The following is a 15,201-nucleotide window of genomic DNA, read 5'->3' on the forward strand; positions in this document are numbered from 1 at the left end:
TCGATATTCGGTGTTCATAATTCGATATTCGAAATTTAATTTATGGAAGCATATATAATAGACGGTGTACGAACGCCTATAGGAAGTTACAAAGGAACACTTGGCGCCGTGCGTACAGACGATTTAGGCGCAAAGGTGATTGCCGAAATCGTAAAACGAAATCCGAGCATCCCAAAAGAAGCATACGACGATGTAATCATGGGCTGTGCTAACCAGGCAGGAGAAGACAATCGAAACGTAGCACGTATGAGTTTACTTTTGGCAGGATTGCCTTTTACGGTGCCGGGGGAAACGGTAAATAGATTGTGCAGTAGCGGATTGTCTGCGATAATTCACGCCAATCGTGCGATTAAAGCGGGCGATGGCGATGTCTTTATTTCGGGAGGTGTAGAGAATATGACGCGCGGACCCTGGGTAATTTCAAAAAGTGCTTCTCCCTACGGAAATGATAATAAAATGTACGATTCGTCTTTTGGCTGGCGATTTGTAAATCCAAAAATGCACGAAATATACGGCACGGACGGCATGGGTGTGACTGCTGAAAATTTAGTAGAAAAGCACAATATTACAAGAGAAGATCAGGATGCTTTTGCGTATCACAGTCAGATGAAAGCCGCCGAAGCTCAGAAAAACGGACGTTTCGCTAAAGAGATTGTCGCTGTTGAAATTCCGCAGCGAAAAAAGGACTCTATTATCTTTAAAGAGGATGAATTTATTCGTCCTGAAACCACAAAAGAAATTTTAGCAAAATTGCGTCCAGCCTTTAAAAAGGAAGGAGGTAGCGTAACCGCTGGAAATGCTTCAGGATTAAATGACGGAGCCGCTGCAACTATTATCGCCAGTGAAGATGCTGTAAAAAAATACGGCTTAAAACCCTTGGCAAGAATTGTATCATCTGCCGTTGTAGGTGTAGAGCCAAGAATTATGGGGATTGGTCCTGTAGAAGCTTCTAACAAAGCATTAAAAAAAGCTGGTTTAAAAATGGAAGATATGGATGTGATTGAACTCAACGAAGCCTTTGCATCACAAGCATTAGCCTGCATTAGAGAATGGGGCTTACAAGATGACGACCCAAGGATTAACCCGAATGGCGGTTCTATTGCGATTGGACATCCACTGGGTGTAACAGGAACACGGATTGCGTATTCGGCAGCGTTGGAATTAAAAGAAAAAGGCAAACGTTATGCATTAATTACAATGTGTATTGGCGTAGGACAGGGGTATGCTGCGATTATTGAAAACGTGAATAGGTAAATGATTAACGATCGTAGATTGTAGATTTTTGATTGCAGAACTAAAACTTCAATAATTAAAAATCGTTAATCTTCAATCTCCAATATTTGTTATATGCAAAAAACACAACACTACATACAAGGACAATGGTTAGCAGGAAATGGCGAGGGAACTCCTGTTTTCGATTCTATCACTGGTGAACATTTTACAAGCACCACGGTGGAAGGTTTAGATGTGCCTTCTATTTTGCAATACGGAAGAGATAAAGGAAAAACGCTTCGCAAAATGACCTTTCAGCAACGTGGAAATATGTTGAAAAGCCTCGCACTCTATCTTGAAAAACGAAAGCAAGCTTTTTACGAAATTAGTTACCGCACCGGAGCAACAAAACGCGACAGTTGGGTAGACATTGAAGGAGGTTTTGGAAATTTATTTGCCAATGCTTCGCTTAGAAAATTATTCCCCAACCAATCCTACCATGTGGAAGGCGACCCAATAGATTTGTCTCGCGGGGGCCGTTTTATGGCGCATCACATTATGGTGCCACGCGAAGGTGTTGCGGTACATATTAATGCCTTTAATTTCCCAGTGTGGGGAATGTTAGAGAAATGTGCTGTAAACTGGATGGCGGGAATGCCGGCTGTTGTGTTACCAGCACCACAAACAGCTTATTTAACAGAAGCGGTTGTAAGAGAAATCATTGCTTCAGGAATTTTACCTGAAGGATCTTTGCAGCTTATTTCAGGAACTGCGAGAAATATATTAGACACCGTACAATCCCAGGACGTAGTTTCATTTACGGGTTCAGCAAAAATTGGGCGACAGTTAAAAAATCACCCACAGTTAATTGAAGAATCGGTGCCCTTTACCATGGAAGCAGACAGTTTAAATGCTGCGATTTTAGGAAAAGATGCTGTGCCAGGAACGCCAGAATTCGATCTCTTTATAAAAGAAGTCCGAAATGAGATGACGGGCAAGTGCGGACAAAAATGTACCGCCATCCGTCGTATTATCGTGCCGCAAGATTTGCTGGAAGATGTACAGATTGCATTGGCAAATCAGTTGGATAAAGTAACTATTGGCGACCCTCGATTGAAGGAAGTACGCATGGGAAGTTTGGTAAGCGATGCACAACGCAATAGCGTAAAAGAACAAGTAGCGAAGCTAGCCGAAACTGCTGAAATGGTCTACGGAAATTTTGAAGATTTTGATGCAGTGGGAGCAGATTCACAAAAGGGTGCGTTTATGAAACCTATTTTAATGCGCGAGGACAATCCGTTGCAAAATGAAAATGCTCACATAACCGAAGCTTTTGGACCCGTGAGTACGCTAATGCCGTATGACACCTTGGAAGATGCCATTACATTAGCCAAGATGGGGAAAGGTTCTTTGGTAAGTTCCATTGTGACTAACGATAATAAGATAGCAAAAGAATACGCAGTCGGAGCAGCTAGTCATCACGGTCGTATTTTAATATTAAATAGAGAATCTGCAAAGCAAAGTACAGGACACGGTTCACCATTACCGGGATTAATTCACGGGGGTCCGGGACGAGCTGGTGGCGGTGAAGAAATGGGCGGAATGCGCGGAATCAAACATTATTTACAACGTTGCGCTATTCAAGGAAGCCCAACAACGCTGACGGAAGTTACAGGAATGTATCAGCCAAAAGCCGATTATAAAGAGTCGCCAAAACACCCTTTTGCATACCATTGGGAGGATATTCAACCTGGGATGTCACTCAAAACGCATAACCGAACGATTACGGATACAGATATTGTGAACTTCGGAAATATTACCTGGGATCACTTTTACGCACATACCGATATAACAAGTCTTGACGGAAGTATTTTTGAAAAAAGAACTGCCCACGGCTATTTTATTATTTCAATGGCAGCGGGATTGTTTGTGTACCCCAACAAAGGACCCGTTGCAGCAAATTACGGCCTGGAAGAAATTAGATTCTTACGTCCAATTTATCATAATGACACCTTATATGTGCGTTTAACGTGCAAGCAAAAGGTAGATAGAGACAGCAGAGGCCAAGAACATCCAAGCGGAATTGTAAAGTGGTACGTAGAGATTTTTGATGCGAATGTAGACACAGCCAACGCTATTTTACCAGAAGGCGCTGAAAAGGAAGACCCATTAGTTTGTATTGCTACTATTCTTACCATGGTAGAAAAGAAGCAAGAGGTCTTTACTGAAATGACAACAGAAACGATTCAATCTTGTCTTGCTAAACTTTCCGCAGCTAGTAAACCGAAATGGGGTATCATGACGCCACAGCATATGCTGGAGCATCTGGAGTATACCTATAAAATAGCTTCGGGAGAACTTCAGGATTTTGACATTGCAACACCAGAGAAGTATCTTGATGTTGTTCACGACAGCTTGTACAACTTTGAGAAATTTCCGCAGAACTCTAGATTCCCGCAGTTAGAAAAAGATACTTTAGCACCATTAATTCATCCAGATTTGCAAACGGCGAAAGAGAAGTTTTTAGAACAGCGATTTAAGTATTTAGATTTTTTCAAGAATAACCCTGATGCCGTTTTAAAGAATTTGGTGTTTGGAGAATTGAATAAATATGAATCGTATTTATTGGAAAGGAAACACTTGAATCATCATTTTGAGCAATTTGATTTGCTGTAGCAAATTTGACACGAAGTGTCAATGCGCACGTGTTGCGCATACGCATAAATATTAAACTAATTGCTTGTCTGGTCGAGCGCAGTCGAGACCTACTTTAAACTAAATAGAACTAATTGAAAGACTAAAATAATATGACTAGTCCCTACGTAAAAGAAGAAATAAAAAAAGGAATTTCAACCATAGAATTTTTCCATCCGGCACACAATAGTTTGCCAGGAGATATTCTTGAAAAACTGAGAAAAACAATACAAGAAGCTGGAGAAAATGATGCCGTAAAAGTTATTGTTCTTAAAAGTGGCGGGGATAGAACGTTCTGTGCTGGAGCAAGCTTTAAGGAACTCATCAGTATTGATGATGCTGAAACTGGGCGCGTATTCTTTAGTGGTTTCGCAAATGTTATAAACGCCATGCGGAAATGTCCTAAATTTATCATTGGGCGCGTACAAGGAAAAACTGTGGGTGGTGGCGTAGGAGTAGCGAGCGCAACGGATTACTGTATGGCGAGTAAATTTGCCAGCATTAAGTTAAGCGAGTTGAATATTGGAATAGGTCCATTTGTCGTGGGCCCTGCAGTGGAAAGAAAACTTGGACTAACAGGAATGAGTCAGATAGCAATTGACGCAAATAGTTTTTACGATGCCGAATGGGCACGACAAAAAGGACTATACGCCAGCGTTCACGAAACCACCGAAGCATTAGATGAAGCTGTACAAGCCTTTGCTGAAAATTTGTGCAATTACAATCCTGAAGCCATGAAAGAAATGAAAAAAATTATGTGGGCGGGAACTGAAAACTGGGATGAGTTATTGGCGGAGAGAGCTGTGATTTCGGGACGACTTGTTTTATCTGATTTTACAAAAGAAACATTGAAAAGATTTAAATGATGAACACCGAATTTCGAATAACGAATAATGAAGTACTTCAGCGTTCGATATTCAAAATTCATTATTCGATATTCATATGATTTACTCCTTCAAAGGCCACATACCAGTAATACACGAATCAAGCTTCGTCCACCCATTAGCCGCGGTTACTGGGAATGTGATTATTGGAAAAAATTGCTACATAGGACCAGGCGCTGCCATACGTGGCGATTGGGGTGAGATTATTTTGGAAGATGGTGTGAATGTGCAGGAAAATTGTACGGTTCATATGTTTCCAGGCAAAAGTATTGTATTGAAAGAAGGCGCACACGTTGGGCATGGAGCGGTAATTCACGGAGCCAATTTAGGTAGAAATTGCCTAATTGGAATGAATAGCGTACTCATGGACGATGCTGAGATAGGTGACGAATGTATTGTAGGCGCGATGGCATTTGTAAAGGCTGAAGCGAAATTTGAAAAACGACAATTAATCGTAGGAAACCCAGCAAAGGCAATCAAGGAAGTTTCAGAAGAAATGATTGCTTGGAAAACAGCAGGAACAAAATTATATCAGCAATTGCCTACAGATTGTCACGAAAGCTTATGGGAGGTAGAACCACTGCGAGCCATTCCAAAGACCAGACCCGTGCAGGAAGATTTTTATAAAACGCTTCAAGAGATGAAGTTGAATACTAAAGAATAAGACGAAATGTCAAAAGAAAATAAAGGAACAGATTCAAAGATCCCTGCCTCCGCGAGGACTGCTTTCGCAATGCCCAAAATGGGTGAAAGTATTACGGAAGGAACCATCCTTAATTGGTTAGTTCAGGAAGGTGATACTTTTGAAGAAGGAGATATACTCGTTGAGGTCGCTACAGATAAGGTTGATAACGAAGTGCCGGCGCCTTCAGCAGGGAAAATGATTTCTCATGAAGTTTCGGCAAAGGATGTGGTGCCTGTGGGAGAAACTATTGCCATTCTTGAGTTGAGTGATATGTCCTCTTCGGAAAATTTAAAGACTGAATCGAAGTCTTTAGACAACGAAAAAGCAAGTTTTAAAAAATCTAAAAGTTCACGAATTTCTCACCCTTTGGGGGAGATGCCCGCAGGGCAGAGGGGGACTTTTAAAGTAAATGAAAATCTTTTTATTTCTCCTTTGGTAGATGCTATCGCCAGAAAACATCATATTTCGTATGAAGAGCTCGCTAGGATTTCTGGAACAGGAAAAGATGGAAGATTACGTAAAAGTGATGTTGCGGAATATCTTGCTGAAGGCAGACCATTTCAGTTTGCACAAGCAGTTGCTGAAACATCAGGCTTTAAAGTTCCCGATTTAAAATTTGATAAAGGCACTGGGAAAATCGTGGAAATGGACCGAATGCGTGAGATGATTGCAGACCATATGGTGTATAGCAAGCATACTAGTCCGCACGTGACTGCATACATCGAAGCAGATCTAACTGATATGGTTACCTGGCGAAATGCGAACAAAGTAAAGTTTCAGAAAAAACACGGTGAAAAATTAACGTTTACACCCTTGTTTATTGAAGCAGTGGCAAAGGCTATCAAGGATTTTCCAATGATAAACTCTTCCTTAGACGGTAAGAATATCATTGTAAAAGAGGACATTAATATTGGTATGGCAACTGCTTTGCCTAGTGGAAATTTAATTGTTCCCGTTGTTAAAAATGCCGATAAGAAAAACCTGAAAGATCTTGCTGCTTCCACAAACGAATTGGTTGGTAAATCGCGCACTGGAAACCTAAAAGGGGATGATATGAAGGGAAGCACGTTTACTATTAGTAATGTGGGAACCTTTGGTAGTTTAATGGGAACGCCTATTATCAATCAGCCAGAAGCCGCAATTCTTGCTACAGGAATTATTAAAAAGCGTGCTGAAGTTATAGAAAAACCAGAAGGCGACGTTATAGAAATAAGAAGTATGATGTACCTGTCACTCTCCTTTGACCATAGAATAGTAGATGGATTTTTAGCAGGATCTTTCTTGCGAAGAGTAGGTGATTATATGGAGAATTTCGACTTAAATAGAAAATATTAAAGTTGTCTGGTCGAGCGCAGTCGAGACCTTCATAAATTAGACTGCATTATAATGATTTATTCTATATGGAATACATCTGAATTTATTTAAAATGAAGATTACAAAAGATATAGTACTAAAAGCCTTCAAAAACCTAGTCACTGCAAAAGCAATGACTGAAATCTACGAAGAGAATTTTAAAGTAGTTTCAAAATATGTGCACGCCACATCGCGTGGGCACGAGGTGATACAGACTGCTGTGGGGATGCAATTGCTGCCGCAGGATTATATGTTTCCGTATTATCGGGATGACTCCATGTTGCTCGCCATTGGGATGACGCCTTATGAAATGATGTTGCAGGTGTTGGCAAAGAAAGAGGATCCGTTTTCAGCAGGGCGCACCTATTATGCGCATCCTAGTTTACGTGACGATGATAAACCAAAAATTCCACACCAAAGTAGTGCTACAGGAATGCAGGCAATTCCTGCTACTGGTGTTGCGCTTGGGTTTTCTTATAAAGAATCTTTAGGGAAAGATGAGCCGATTGCTAAACAGGTTTTCGATGATCAACCCATTGTAATTTGCTCTTTAGGAGATGCGTCGGTTACCGAAGGTGAAATCGCAGAAGCTTTTCAAATGGCAGCTTTAAAGCAATTGCCTATTTTGTATTTAGTGCAGGATAATGGTTGGGATATTTCAGCAAATGCTGCCGAAACCCGTGCCCAGAATGCAGCCGAATATGCGGCAGGTTTTCACGGTCTTGAAGCCATCTCGATAGATGGAACTGATTTTGAAGAAAGCTACAATACCATCAAAGAAGTCATTTCAACAATTAGAGCCGAACGCCGCCCGTTTTTAGTACACGCCAAAGTTCCATTGTTGAATCACCATACTTCTGGAGTTCGAATGGAGTTTTATCGTGACGATTTGGACGAAGCGCGTAGTCGTGATCCGTATCCAAAACTTCGAAAATTGTTATTGGATAATGGATTTTCGGAAAATGAATTAAACAAAATTGTCACTTCGGCGGAGACCGAAGTCGCTTCAAGTCTAGACAAAGCGCTCAAAGCCGAGGACCCAAAACCCGAAGATTTATTTACACACGATTTTGCCCCAACCCCAATCACCGAAGAAGTTGGAGAGCGTTCTCCTGCTGGTGGCGAAAAAGTGGTAATGGTGGATTGCGCCTTATTTGCGATTGAAGAATTAATGGCGAAACATCCTGAATGTTTGCTATACGGCCAAGATGTTGGCGGAAGATTAGGAGGTGTGTTTAGAGAAGCGGCAACCTTAGCGCAGAAGTTTGGCGATAACCGAGTATTTAATACGCCTATTCAGGAAGCTTTTATTGTAGGTTCTACGGTAGGAATGAGTGCTGTGGGATTAAAACCTATTGTTGAGGTGCAGTTTGCAGATTATATCTGGCCTGGACTTAATCAGCTTTTTACTGAAGTTTCACGTAGCTGCTATCTTTCTAACGGAAAATGGCCAGTATCTATGATTTTACGCGTACCTATAGGTGCGTATGGAAGCGGTGGACCGTATCATTCTTCTTCTATGGAAAGTGTGGTGAGTAACATTCGAGGCATAAAAATAGCCTATCCAAGTAACGGGGCCGATTTAAAAGGACTGATGAAAGCTGCCTATTACGACCCTAATCCCGTTGTGATTTTTGAACATAAAGGATTATACTGGAGTAAAGTAAAAGGAACCAAAGGCGCTACAAGTTTAGAACCTGCAGAGGATTATATCTTACCCTTTGGGAAAGCGTGGGTACTACAAGAAATCTGGCCACAAGAGGAGGAAGAAACGTTATCAATTATTACCTACGGAATGGGAGTGCATTGGGCGTATAACGCCACAAAAGAAATGGGCATTACAGACCGTGTGGAAATTGTAGATCTACGCACACTACACCCACTGGATTACGAAACAGTTTTTAAGAGTGTCAAGAAATGTGGAAAGTGTTTGGTGGTCACTGAAGAGCCGTCAGAAAATAGCTTCAGCAGGGCGTTGCAGGGTAGAATTCAGGAAGAATGCTTTCAGCAATTAGATGCGCCAGTGATGGTAATTGGGTCTGAAAATATGCCAGCGATTCCTTTAAACTCTGTGTTAGAAGAAACCATGATTCCTTCAACTGAAAAAGTAAAGGCTAAGATTGAAGAGATTTTAAAGTATTAAAATTTTCTACCTTCCCAATAACAAATAAAAATGAATTTAGTTTTCAAAGAACCTATAGATAATAGTCATTTGACTCTTACAGATTTCAGCTGTGCAGAGGGTCGGGGATTATTAAATGGGCATGAGTTTTATAAAATTATTTGGGCAAAGGAAGAGGTAAATTCTATACTAATAGACGGGTGTGCATATACGTTTGGAAAAAATCAACTTATTTTCTGTACGCCACTTAATACTATTGAAATGTCACATGAACATAATGCGCTCATTTCAATTGTATTTAACAGGGAGTTTTATTGTATCAGAGATAACGACGAGGAAGTTTCCTGCAATGGTCTTTTGTTTTATGGTTCTTCTTCGCCAATGGTCATTATGCTCGATGATACTGAAAAAAAGCTTTTTAAAGAAATTTACACAATTGTTGAGGAGGAACTATTGAAGGAAAACCGATCTCAGGGTGAGATGCTACGTGTGATGCTTAAACGTCTTATCATAAAGTCTACACGTTTAATAGAAACTAAGTTCGGAGCACCGGAGGGAACTTTGGATAGAAAAGAAACAATTCGCGCCTTTAATGTTTTGGTAGAAAAAAATTTTAGAACGCATCATAAAGTGACTGATTATGCAACTTTATTAAAAAAGTCACCCAAAACGGTATCCAATGTTTTTTCAGAATATAGTGATACTACGCCATTACAACATATAAATGAAAGAATAATTTTAGAAGCAAAGAGGTTACTTTTATACTCTAATAATTCTATTAAAGATATTTCAAAAATAATAGGTTATAACAATGCGAGTCATTTTTCGAATTTCTTCAAAAAAAATGTAGGCATTAGTCCATTGAGATTTAAAAAAGAACTGCAAAAAAATTAATACAGGGAACAATCTTCTTTTTTAAAGGAACAATGTGTATAACTAACATAAAATTAACTACTTAGATTCGTTAATGCCTTCATAATTTTAGTTTTAATTAAAATACTGCTGTTAATTTTACGACAGTTAAAAGCAGTAAAACTTTTAAAAAAAATTAAAAAAAAATTTATGAAAAATTTAACGAGAAGTTCATTCGCAATTTTATGTTGTGTAGCAGCAATTACTTTTACATCATGTAGTAATGATGATGATGATATTACAGATGGTGGTGATTCAGACCCAGTTGTTGCCGGCTATATTTATACCACAACTAATGGGCAGGGAGAAAATCAGGTAATTCGTTTTGAACGAATGGATGACGGATCCTTACGGAATGAAACCGCTTTCCCCACTGGCAGTAATGGCGGAGCAAATATTAGCGTAGGTGGGGATGCCTTTGGAGATTATGATTCACAAGGAGCAATTCGCATTATTGGCGACTACTTCTTAACTGTTAATTCTGGAGGGAATACTGTTTCAGTTTTTTCATTGGATAAAACCAATGGTAATTTAACGCGTGTAGCGAATACAAATTCAGGGGGAACACGCCCGGTTAGTATTACGTCTACTCCAGTGAGCGGTAGTACTACAGAATTCTGGGTTGTTGTGGGTAACCAATGGAACAATCCAAATGTTCAGGGTTCTGGAGCTGATTTGAGGCGTTTTCCAAATGATGCGTTTCATATGATGGACCTAACACAACCTGATGCTACAGACCAAGAGCGTAATATTCAGTTATTCCGTTTTAATACTACTAATGGGAGTTTAACTTCAGTATCACAACTAGATAATTATGTTCGTGAAAATGGTGGGCCTGTAAATGTTACTTTTAGTGAAGATGGTTCTAAATTAGCCGTTTCTTTATGGGGAGTTGCGCATTTTGGCACAGATAGTCCATCATTGGAGGAACAACGTCCAAGTAGAGTATATGTGTACGATTTTAATAATGGAACTGCATCAAACGGACGTTTCTTTCAAGAAGAAGGTATTGCAGGTACGATAGGAATTGATTGGGCACGTGGGAGTAATTCGCTGTTATATTCAACAAATTTCAATACTACAATAGCTAAAACAAACAATAGCTTGACAGTTTTATTAGACAATGGGTCTAGTGTAACAAAGTCGGGTAATTTTGCAACTAGTACTGCAGACGATTTAGACGAAGCCTGCTGGACTGCTGTAAGTCCGTCTGGAGATAGATTATATGTAGCGAGTTTTGGTTCAAACGTAATCACTCCTTTTGCATTAGGTGCTTCTGGAAATGTAACAAGCACCTTACCTGTTGAGGCGCGTGAGGGAAATGCACCTCCAGCCGATTCTAAGGATGTTTGGGTTACTCCAAACAATCAATACTTATATCACCTCGGCGCGTTTCAGTCGTTCTCTATGAATATTTTTGATATCACCCAAAGTGGAGTTGATTATAGAGAGCAAATAGTACTTCAAACTACTCAAAGTGGCTTAGGTCAACCAGGAGCTTTTAATTTCCTTGGGCTTACAGGGTTTGATCTGTAAATAATAATAAAGTTATTTTTTAGAAAGCCTCCTGTATATAAAATACAAGGAGGCTTTTTTTAAATCACTATTTCACAACCACTAAGAAAATAAAGCAGCGATTCCATAAATTGATAAAGTAAAGGCGAAGCGTAAGAGATATAAATTTATTAAAATTTCAGTACCTTTTCAATTCAAAATAAAGCTATGCACTTGCGTTTTTTATTGCTTTTATGTTGCTTTCAGGTAAGTTTTGCTCAAGATAGAGTCTCTGTTTTGGTAGACAGCCTTGCGGAAGCTTCTTCTTCTATTGAAAAAACACAATTAAGCCTTTCTATAGCAGAAGAATTGCAACAATCCAATTGGGAACGTACTGTTCACTACTTAGATATTGCCAAAGAAACTGCTGAAAACGCAAATGATGAAGCATTATTAGCCGAAGTATATGTAGCGGCGGGCACTATTTATTCAGCAAAAGACGCACTCGATATTGCTTTAGAGAATTTCCTGAAAGCATACAATTATTACGAAGATAAAGAAGCTTCAAAACGTTTCAGGTTAGAGAATAATCTCGCGATTGTCTATGCCAGGATTGATAATAAGGAAAAGGCATTGTCCTATTTTGATAAGGTGTACCAATACCAATTGCAACAAAAAGACACTTTGTTATTAGCTCAAATTCTCAACAATATGGGGAATTTGTATTTGAGTAAAAATGCAGATTCGGCATTGGTGTATTTCGAAAAAGCTGAAAAATTGGCTAACGTAAGCAAGGATCCTAATCTTTCCATTTATGTACAAACCAATTTGGGTAGAAGTTATCTCAAGAAAGAAGAAATGGAACGGGCAAATAGTTCATTTCAAAAAGCATTGCAAAGTGTTTCAGCAATGTCAAACCCACGAACAACTTCTTTTTTGTATGGTGAGTTGTCTCAATTTTACCTGCAGAATAACCAAATTGATTCCGCTTTAGTATATGCCAAAAAAGTGATTGTTGCCAATGATGTGTCTGCACCCTTCAGTTTTGAACAACAATATGCCGTTGGATTGGTGTATAAAAGCCTCTTGAAAAAAGGCGCGTATGAAGAAGCTGCAACGTATTTTGAAAAATATAATCAGATCCGTGATTCTATCGATTTGGAAGACAAACGGGTAAATGTGGAGCGTGTGCTTATTGAAGAAAAATACCGAAACCAAGAAAAAATACGTGAGCTAGAAGAAGGAAAAAAAAGGTTTCGAAATTATATGATTCTTTTGGGATTATTGGGAGCACTTGTGTTACTGGGTGCTTTGTTACTTCGGTTTAGAGCAAAACTAAAAAACACGGAACTTGAAAAACAACTGGCAACTGCCAAACAAAGAGAACTGAACACAGCGCTGGAACTGAAAAACAAAGAATTGATTGGTAAGGCAATGGTTGAAATACACCGTACCGAAATAATTGAAGATATCTTAACCGATTTAAAATCTGTGCGATTAACAGCCTCTAAGAAAGAAACCCAAAATGCTATAGATTATGTGGTCAAACGTTTAAAACGCGACACCAATGCCAATTTGTGGGAAGAATTTGAAATACGATTTGAACAAGTACATGAATCGTTCTACAAGAATCTAATTGAAAAACACCCGGACCTTACTCCAAAAGACAAACGGTTATGTGCCCTTTTAAAACTGAATCTCACTTCAAAAGAGATTGCTCAAATTACGGGTCAAACTGCAAAATCTGTAGAAAATGCACGTACCCGACTTCGGAAAAAGCTAAATATTACACACGCAGACACCGATCTTTCAGCTTATTTATTCAGTTTCGATTAAATAATTCGGAATTACACAAGAACGTTAACTACCTTTAATTCAATTAAATATATATAATTGAGTGGTGTTGCTATGGTCAAAATCCGACTGTGAGTGTTTTTGTATGGGTTAATTAATTTTTAAAGAAAAGGAGGCATAATATATTTGGCCCAGATTAAAACGGAAACTAAGCGCTGTTTCATTAACAAAGATTTCTTGATGAAAGAAAGAAAAGAAACTAAAACCGAATTGGATACGCTTCTAGAAAATAGCAAAAACAAAAAAAATGCATTAAAGAAGCTGGTTCAAAAACTTGAAGAAAATAAAAAGTCAAACTCAAAACCTAAGTAACATGAAAATTATGAAAACTATTTTTACACTTTTGGCCTGTATGGTCATTACTATTACGCAAGCACAGTGGACTACAGATACCGCTGTAAATACATTGGTGACAAATTCTGAAACTGGCGATATGCAAGCTTTAGGAACTTCTACTGGTGAAACCTATGTTGTTTTTTGGAAACCAGTAGCTGCACCTACCAATTATGAATTAAGAATGCAGGTTCTGGATGCAGATGGCAATCAAACCTTGGGCAGTGACGGCATGTTATTGAGCGACCAAATACCTATGAGTACATTTACAGTTATTTGGAAAATAGTGGTAGATACCAATGATAATATTTATGTGGGTGTGACTGGCACTGGTGGTGGAGATCCCGCTTTTGTATTTAAATTGGATACAGCTGGAAATCACTTATGGAATGCCGATGGAGTGAGTGTGGGTGGGGGCAATTTAGTGACTGTTTTACCACTTACTTCTGGTGAAGCAATCGTAAGTTGGCTATCTTCTACTGGTGCAGTTATGCAAAAATATAATGCCAATGGGGTGGCAGTTTGGCCTAGCACACAAATAATTACTTCAGGTACTGGGTTTGCTGCTCCTGCAAATCTTTTTGAAATGGCTGGTGGAGAGTATGTAGTAGTGTTCCACCGTTTACTTTCGGGTATTAATTCTAATTTATATGCACAGCGATATGATGTGGACGGAAATGCTGTATGGGCAGCTGCTATGCAACTTTCAGATAAACTAACGGCATTTAATCGTCTTTACACGGGCGTTCATGATGGAGATGTTGTCTATATGGGCTATTTTGCCGCTAGTAACAATAGGTTCGATTCTTTTTTGCAACGTATTAATCCAGATGGTACATTGCCCTGGGGGATTAATGGAGCTGATTTCGATACGAGTCAAACCAATTTTGAAACCGATACTGAAATTGCCTTCAATACAGGCTCAACAAACGTGTGGGCAATTTGCAGAACTACAGATTCCGGACAAAGTATGACTGGGGAATATATTCAAAAATTTGATAAGGATTCTGGAAATAGATTGTTTACAGACAGTGCTAAAGAGGTGTTTGCTATAGGCGATGAAAAAATTCACGCGGGTAAGTTGCACTTGTTGGATGACCAGCCTTGGTTCCTTATAAACAATGGAGTTGATAATGGTGCCTCTCCAACCACATTAGAAGCAACCTATCTTGATGAAAATGGAGATTTTGCATGGCCAGAAGAAACGAAGCCCTTGGCAACATTTGCAGCCAATAAAAGCAGAATTCATTACACGACCCCTGCTCAGGGACAAAGTGTTGCCGTTTTTATTGAAGATAAAGGAGATGGTGCAAAAATATATGCGCAGAATGTGGTTGAAGAGGTTGCTTTGTCTGTAAATGATGTAATTGAAACTACAGTGTCTTACAATAACCCAGTTAGCGACATATTACAAATAAAAGCTACGATGCAAATTGAGCTTATTGAATTGTATGACATTACAGGGAAAAGAGTTTTGATACAGCAAACAAATGGAAACGATGTATCTGTTGCAATGAGCAATCTTACTGCTGGCATGTATATTTTACAACTGAAAATGACTGAAGGTTATGCCAAAGGGATTAAGATTATAAAAAGATAACTAAGTTACATACAAAACCTAAAAGACCAGTTTAAAAATTTAAACTGGTCTTTTGTAG

At 39.1% G+C, this 15,201-nt stretch carries 11 protein-coding genes; all 11 read left to right on the forward strand.

Going from position 1 to position 15,201, the window contains the following annotated elements:
• Positions 1–42 precede the first annotated feature (42 nt).
• The 11 genes from pcaF (at position 43) to ACQ2HF_RS06740 (ending at position 15,143) form a co-directional block, all read left to right on the forward strand.
• Complete coding sequence (gene pcaF, locus ACQ2HF_RS06690) at positions 43–1,254, forward strand: 3-oxoadipyl-CoA thiolase (protein ID WP_432412751.1); 1,212 nt, start codon at positions 43–45, stop codon at positions 1,252–1,254.
• Between the two features lie 93 nt (positions 1,255–1,347).
• Positions 1,348–3,888: a phenylacetic acid degradation bifunctional protein PaaZ gene (gene paaZ, locus ACQ2HF_RS06695; protein ID WP_432412752.1), complete on the forward strand. Its 2,541-nt coding sequence runs from the start codon at positions 1,348–1,350 to the stop codon at positions 3,886–3,888.
• 131 nt (positions 3,889–4,019) lie between these two features.
• The gene (locus tag ACQ2HF_RS06700) at positions 4,020–4,772 is read left to right on the forward strand and encodes an enoyl-CoA hydratase/isomerase family protein (RefSeq protein ID WP_432412753.1); all 753 of its coding nucleotides are present in this window, start codon (positions 4,020–4,022) and stop codon (positions 4,770–4,772) included.
• 76 nt (positions 4,773–4,848) lie between these two features.
• Positions 4,849–5,454: a transferase hexapeptide repeat family protein gene (locus ACQ2HF_RS06705; protein ID WP_432412754.1), complete on the forward strand. Its 606-nt coding sequence runs from the start codon at positions 4,849–4,851 to the stop codon at positions 5,452–5,454.
• Positions 5,455–5,523: 69 nt separating this feature from the next.
• Positions 5,524–6,810, forward strand: a complete 1,287-nt coding sequence (locus tag ACQ2HF_RS06710; protein ID WP_432413063.1) for a dihydrolipoamide acetyltransferase family protein — start codon at positions 5,524–5,526, stop codon at positions 6,808–6,810.
• Between the two features lie 91 nt (positions 6,811–6,901).
• Complete coding sequence (locus ACQ2HF_RS06715) at positions 6,902–8,971, forward strand: alpha-ketoacid dehydrogenase subunit alpha/beta (protein ID WP_432412755.1); 2,070 nt, start codon at positions 6,902–6,904, stop codon at positions 8,969–8,971.
• A gap of 30 nt (positions 8,972–9,001) precedes the next feature.
• The gene (locus tag ACQ2HF_RS06720; RefSeq protein WP_432412756.1) at positions 9,002–9,844 is read left to right on the forward strand and encodes a helix-turn-helix domain-containing protein; all 843 of its coding nucleotides are present in this window, start codon (positions 9,002–9,004) and stop codon (positions 9,842–9,844) included.
• A gap of 168 nt (positions 9,845–10,012) precedes the next feature.
• Positions 10,013–11,398, forward strand: a complete 1,386-nt coding sequence (locus tag ACQ2HF_RS06725; protein WP_432412757.1) for a hypothetical protein — start codon at positions 10,013–10,015, stop codon at positions 11,396–11,398.
• Between the two features lie 186 nt (positions 11,399–11,584).
• Entirely contained in the window at positions 11,585–13,192 is a 1,608-nt protein-coding gene (locus ACQ2HF_RS06730; RefSeq protein ID WP_432412758.1) for a tetratricopeptide repeat protein, read from the forward strand.
• A gap of 198 nt (positions 13,193–13,390) precedes the next feature.
• Positions 13,391–13,522: a hypothetical protein gene (locus tag ACQ2HF_RS06735; RefSeq protein WP_432412759.1), complete on the forward strand. Its 132-nt coding sequence runs from the start codon at positions 13,391–13,393 to the stop codon at positions 13,520–13,522.
• Positions 13,523–13,532: 10 nt separating this feature from the next.
• A complete protein-coding gene (locus ACQ2HF_RS06740) occupies positions 13,533–15,143 on the forward strand; it encodes a T9SS type A sorting domain-containing protein (protein ID WP_432412760.1) in 1,611 nt (536 codons plus the stop codon).
• Positions 15,144–15,201: the final 58 nt, after the last annotated feature.

The organism is Rasiella sp. SM2506 (assembly GCF_050859505.1).
GTDB lineage: Bacteria > Bacteroidota > Bacteroidia > Flavobacteriales > Flavobacteriaceae > Marinirhabdus.

Excerpts from the sequence above, each read along its gene's own strand:
- pcaF (WP_432412751.1), top strand. The coding sequence starts at position 43 with ATGGAAGCATATATAATAGACGGTGTACGAACGCCTATAGGAAGTTAC.
- paaZ (WP_432412752.1), top strand. The coding sequence starts at position 1,348 with ATGCAAAAAACACAACACTACATACAAGGACAATGGTTAGCAGGAAAT.
- ACQ2HF_RS06700 (WP_432412753.1), top strand. The coding sequence starts at position 4,020 with ATGACTAGTCCCTACGTAAAAGAAGAAATAAAAAAAGGAATTTCAACC.
- ACQ2HF_RS06705 (WP_432412754.1), top strand. The coding sequence starts at position 4,849 with ATGATTTACTCCTTCAAAGGCCACATACCAGTAATACACGAATCAAGC.
- ACQ2HF_RS06710 (WP_432413063.1), top strand. The coding sequence starts at position 5,524 with ATGCCCAAAATGGGTGAAAGTATTACGGAAGGAACCATCCTTAATTGG.
- ACQ2HF_RS06715 (WP_432412755.1), top strand. The coding sequence starts at position 6,902 with ATGAAGATTACAAAAGATATAGTACTAAAAGCCTTCAAAAACCTAGTC.
- ACQ2HF_RS06720 (WP_432412756.1), top strand. The coding sequence starts at position 9,002 with ATGAATTTAGTTTTCAAAGAACCTATAGATAATAGTCATTTGACTCTT.
- ACQ2HF_RS06725 (WP_432412757.1), top strand. The coding sequence starts at position 10,013 with ATGAAAAATTTAACGAGAAGTTCATTCGCAATTTTATGTTGTGTAGCA.
- ACQ2HF_RS06730 (WP_432412758.1), top strand. The coding sequence starts at position 11,585 with ATGCACTTGCGTTTTTTATTGCTTTTATGTTGCTTTCAGGTAAGTTTT.
- ACQ2HF_RS06735 (WP_432412759.1), top strand. The coding sequence starts at position 13,391 with ATGAAAGAAAGAAAAGAAACTAAAACCGAATTGGATACGCTTCTAGAA.
- ACQ2HF_RS06740 (WP_432412760.1), top strand. The coding sequence starts at position 13,533 with ATGAAAACTATTTTTACACTTTTGGCCTGTATGGTCATTACTATTACG.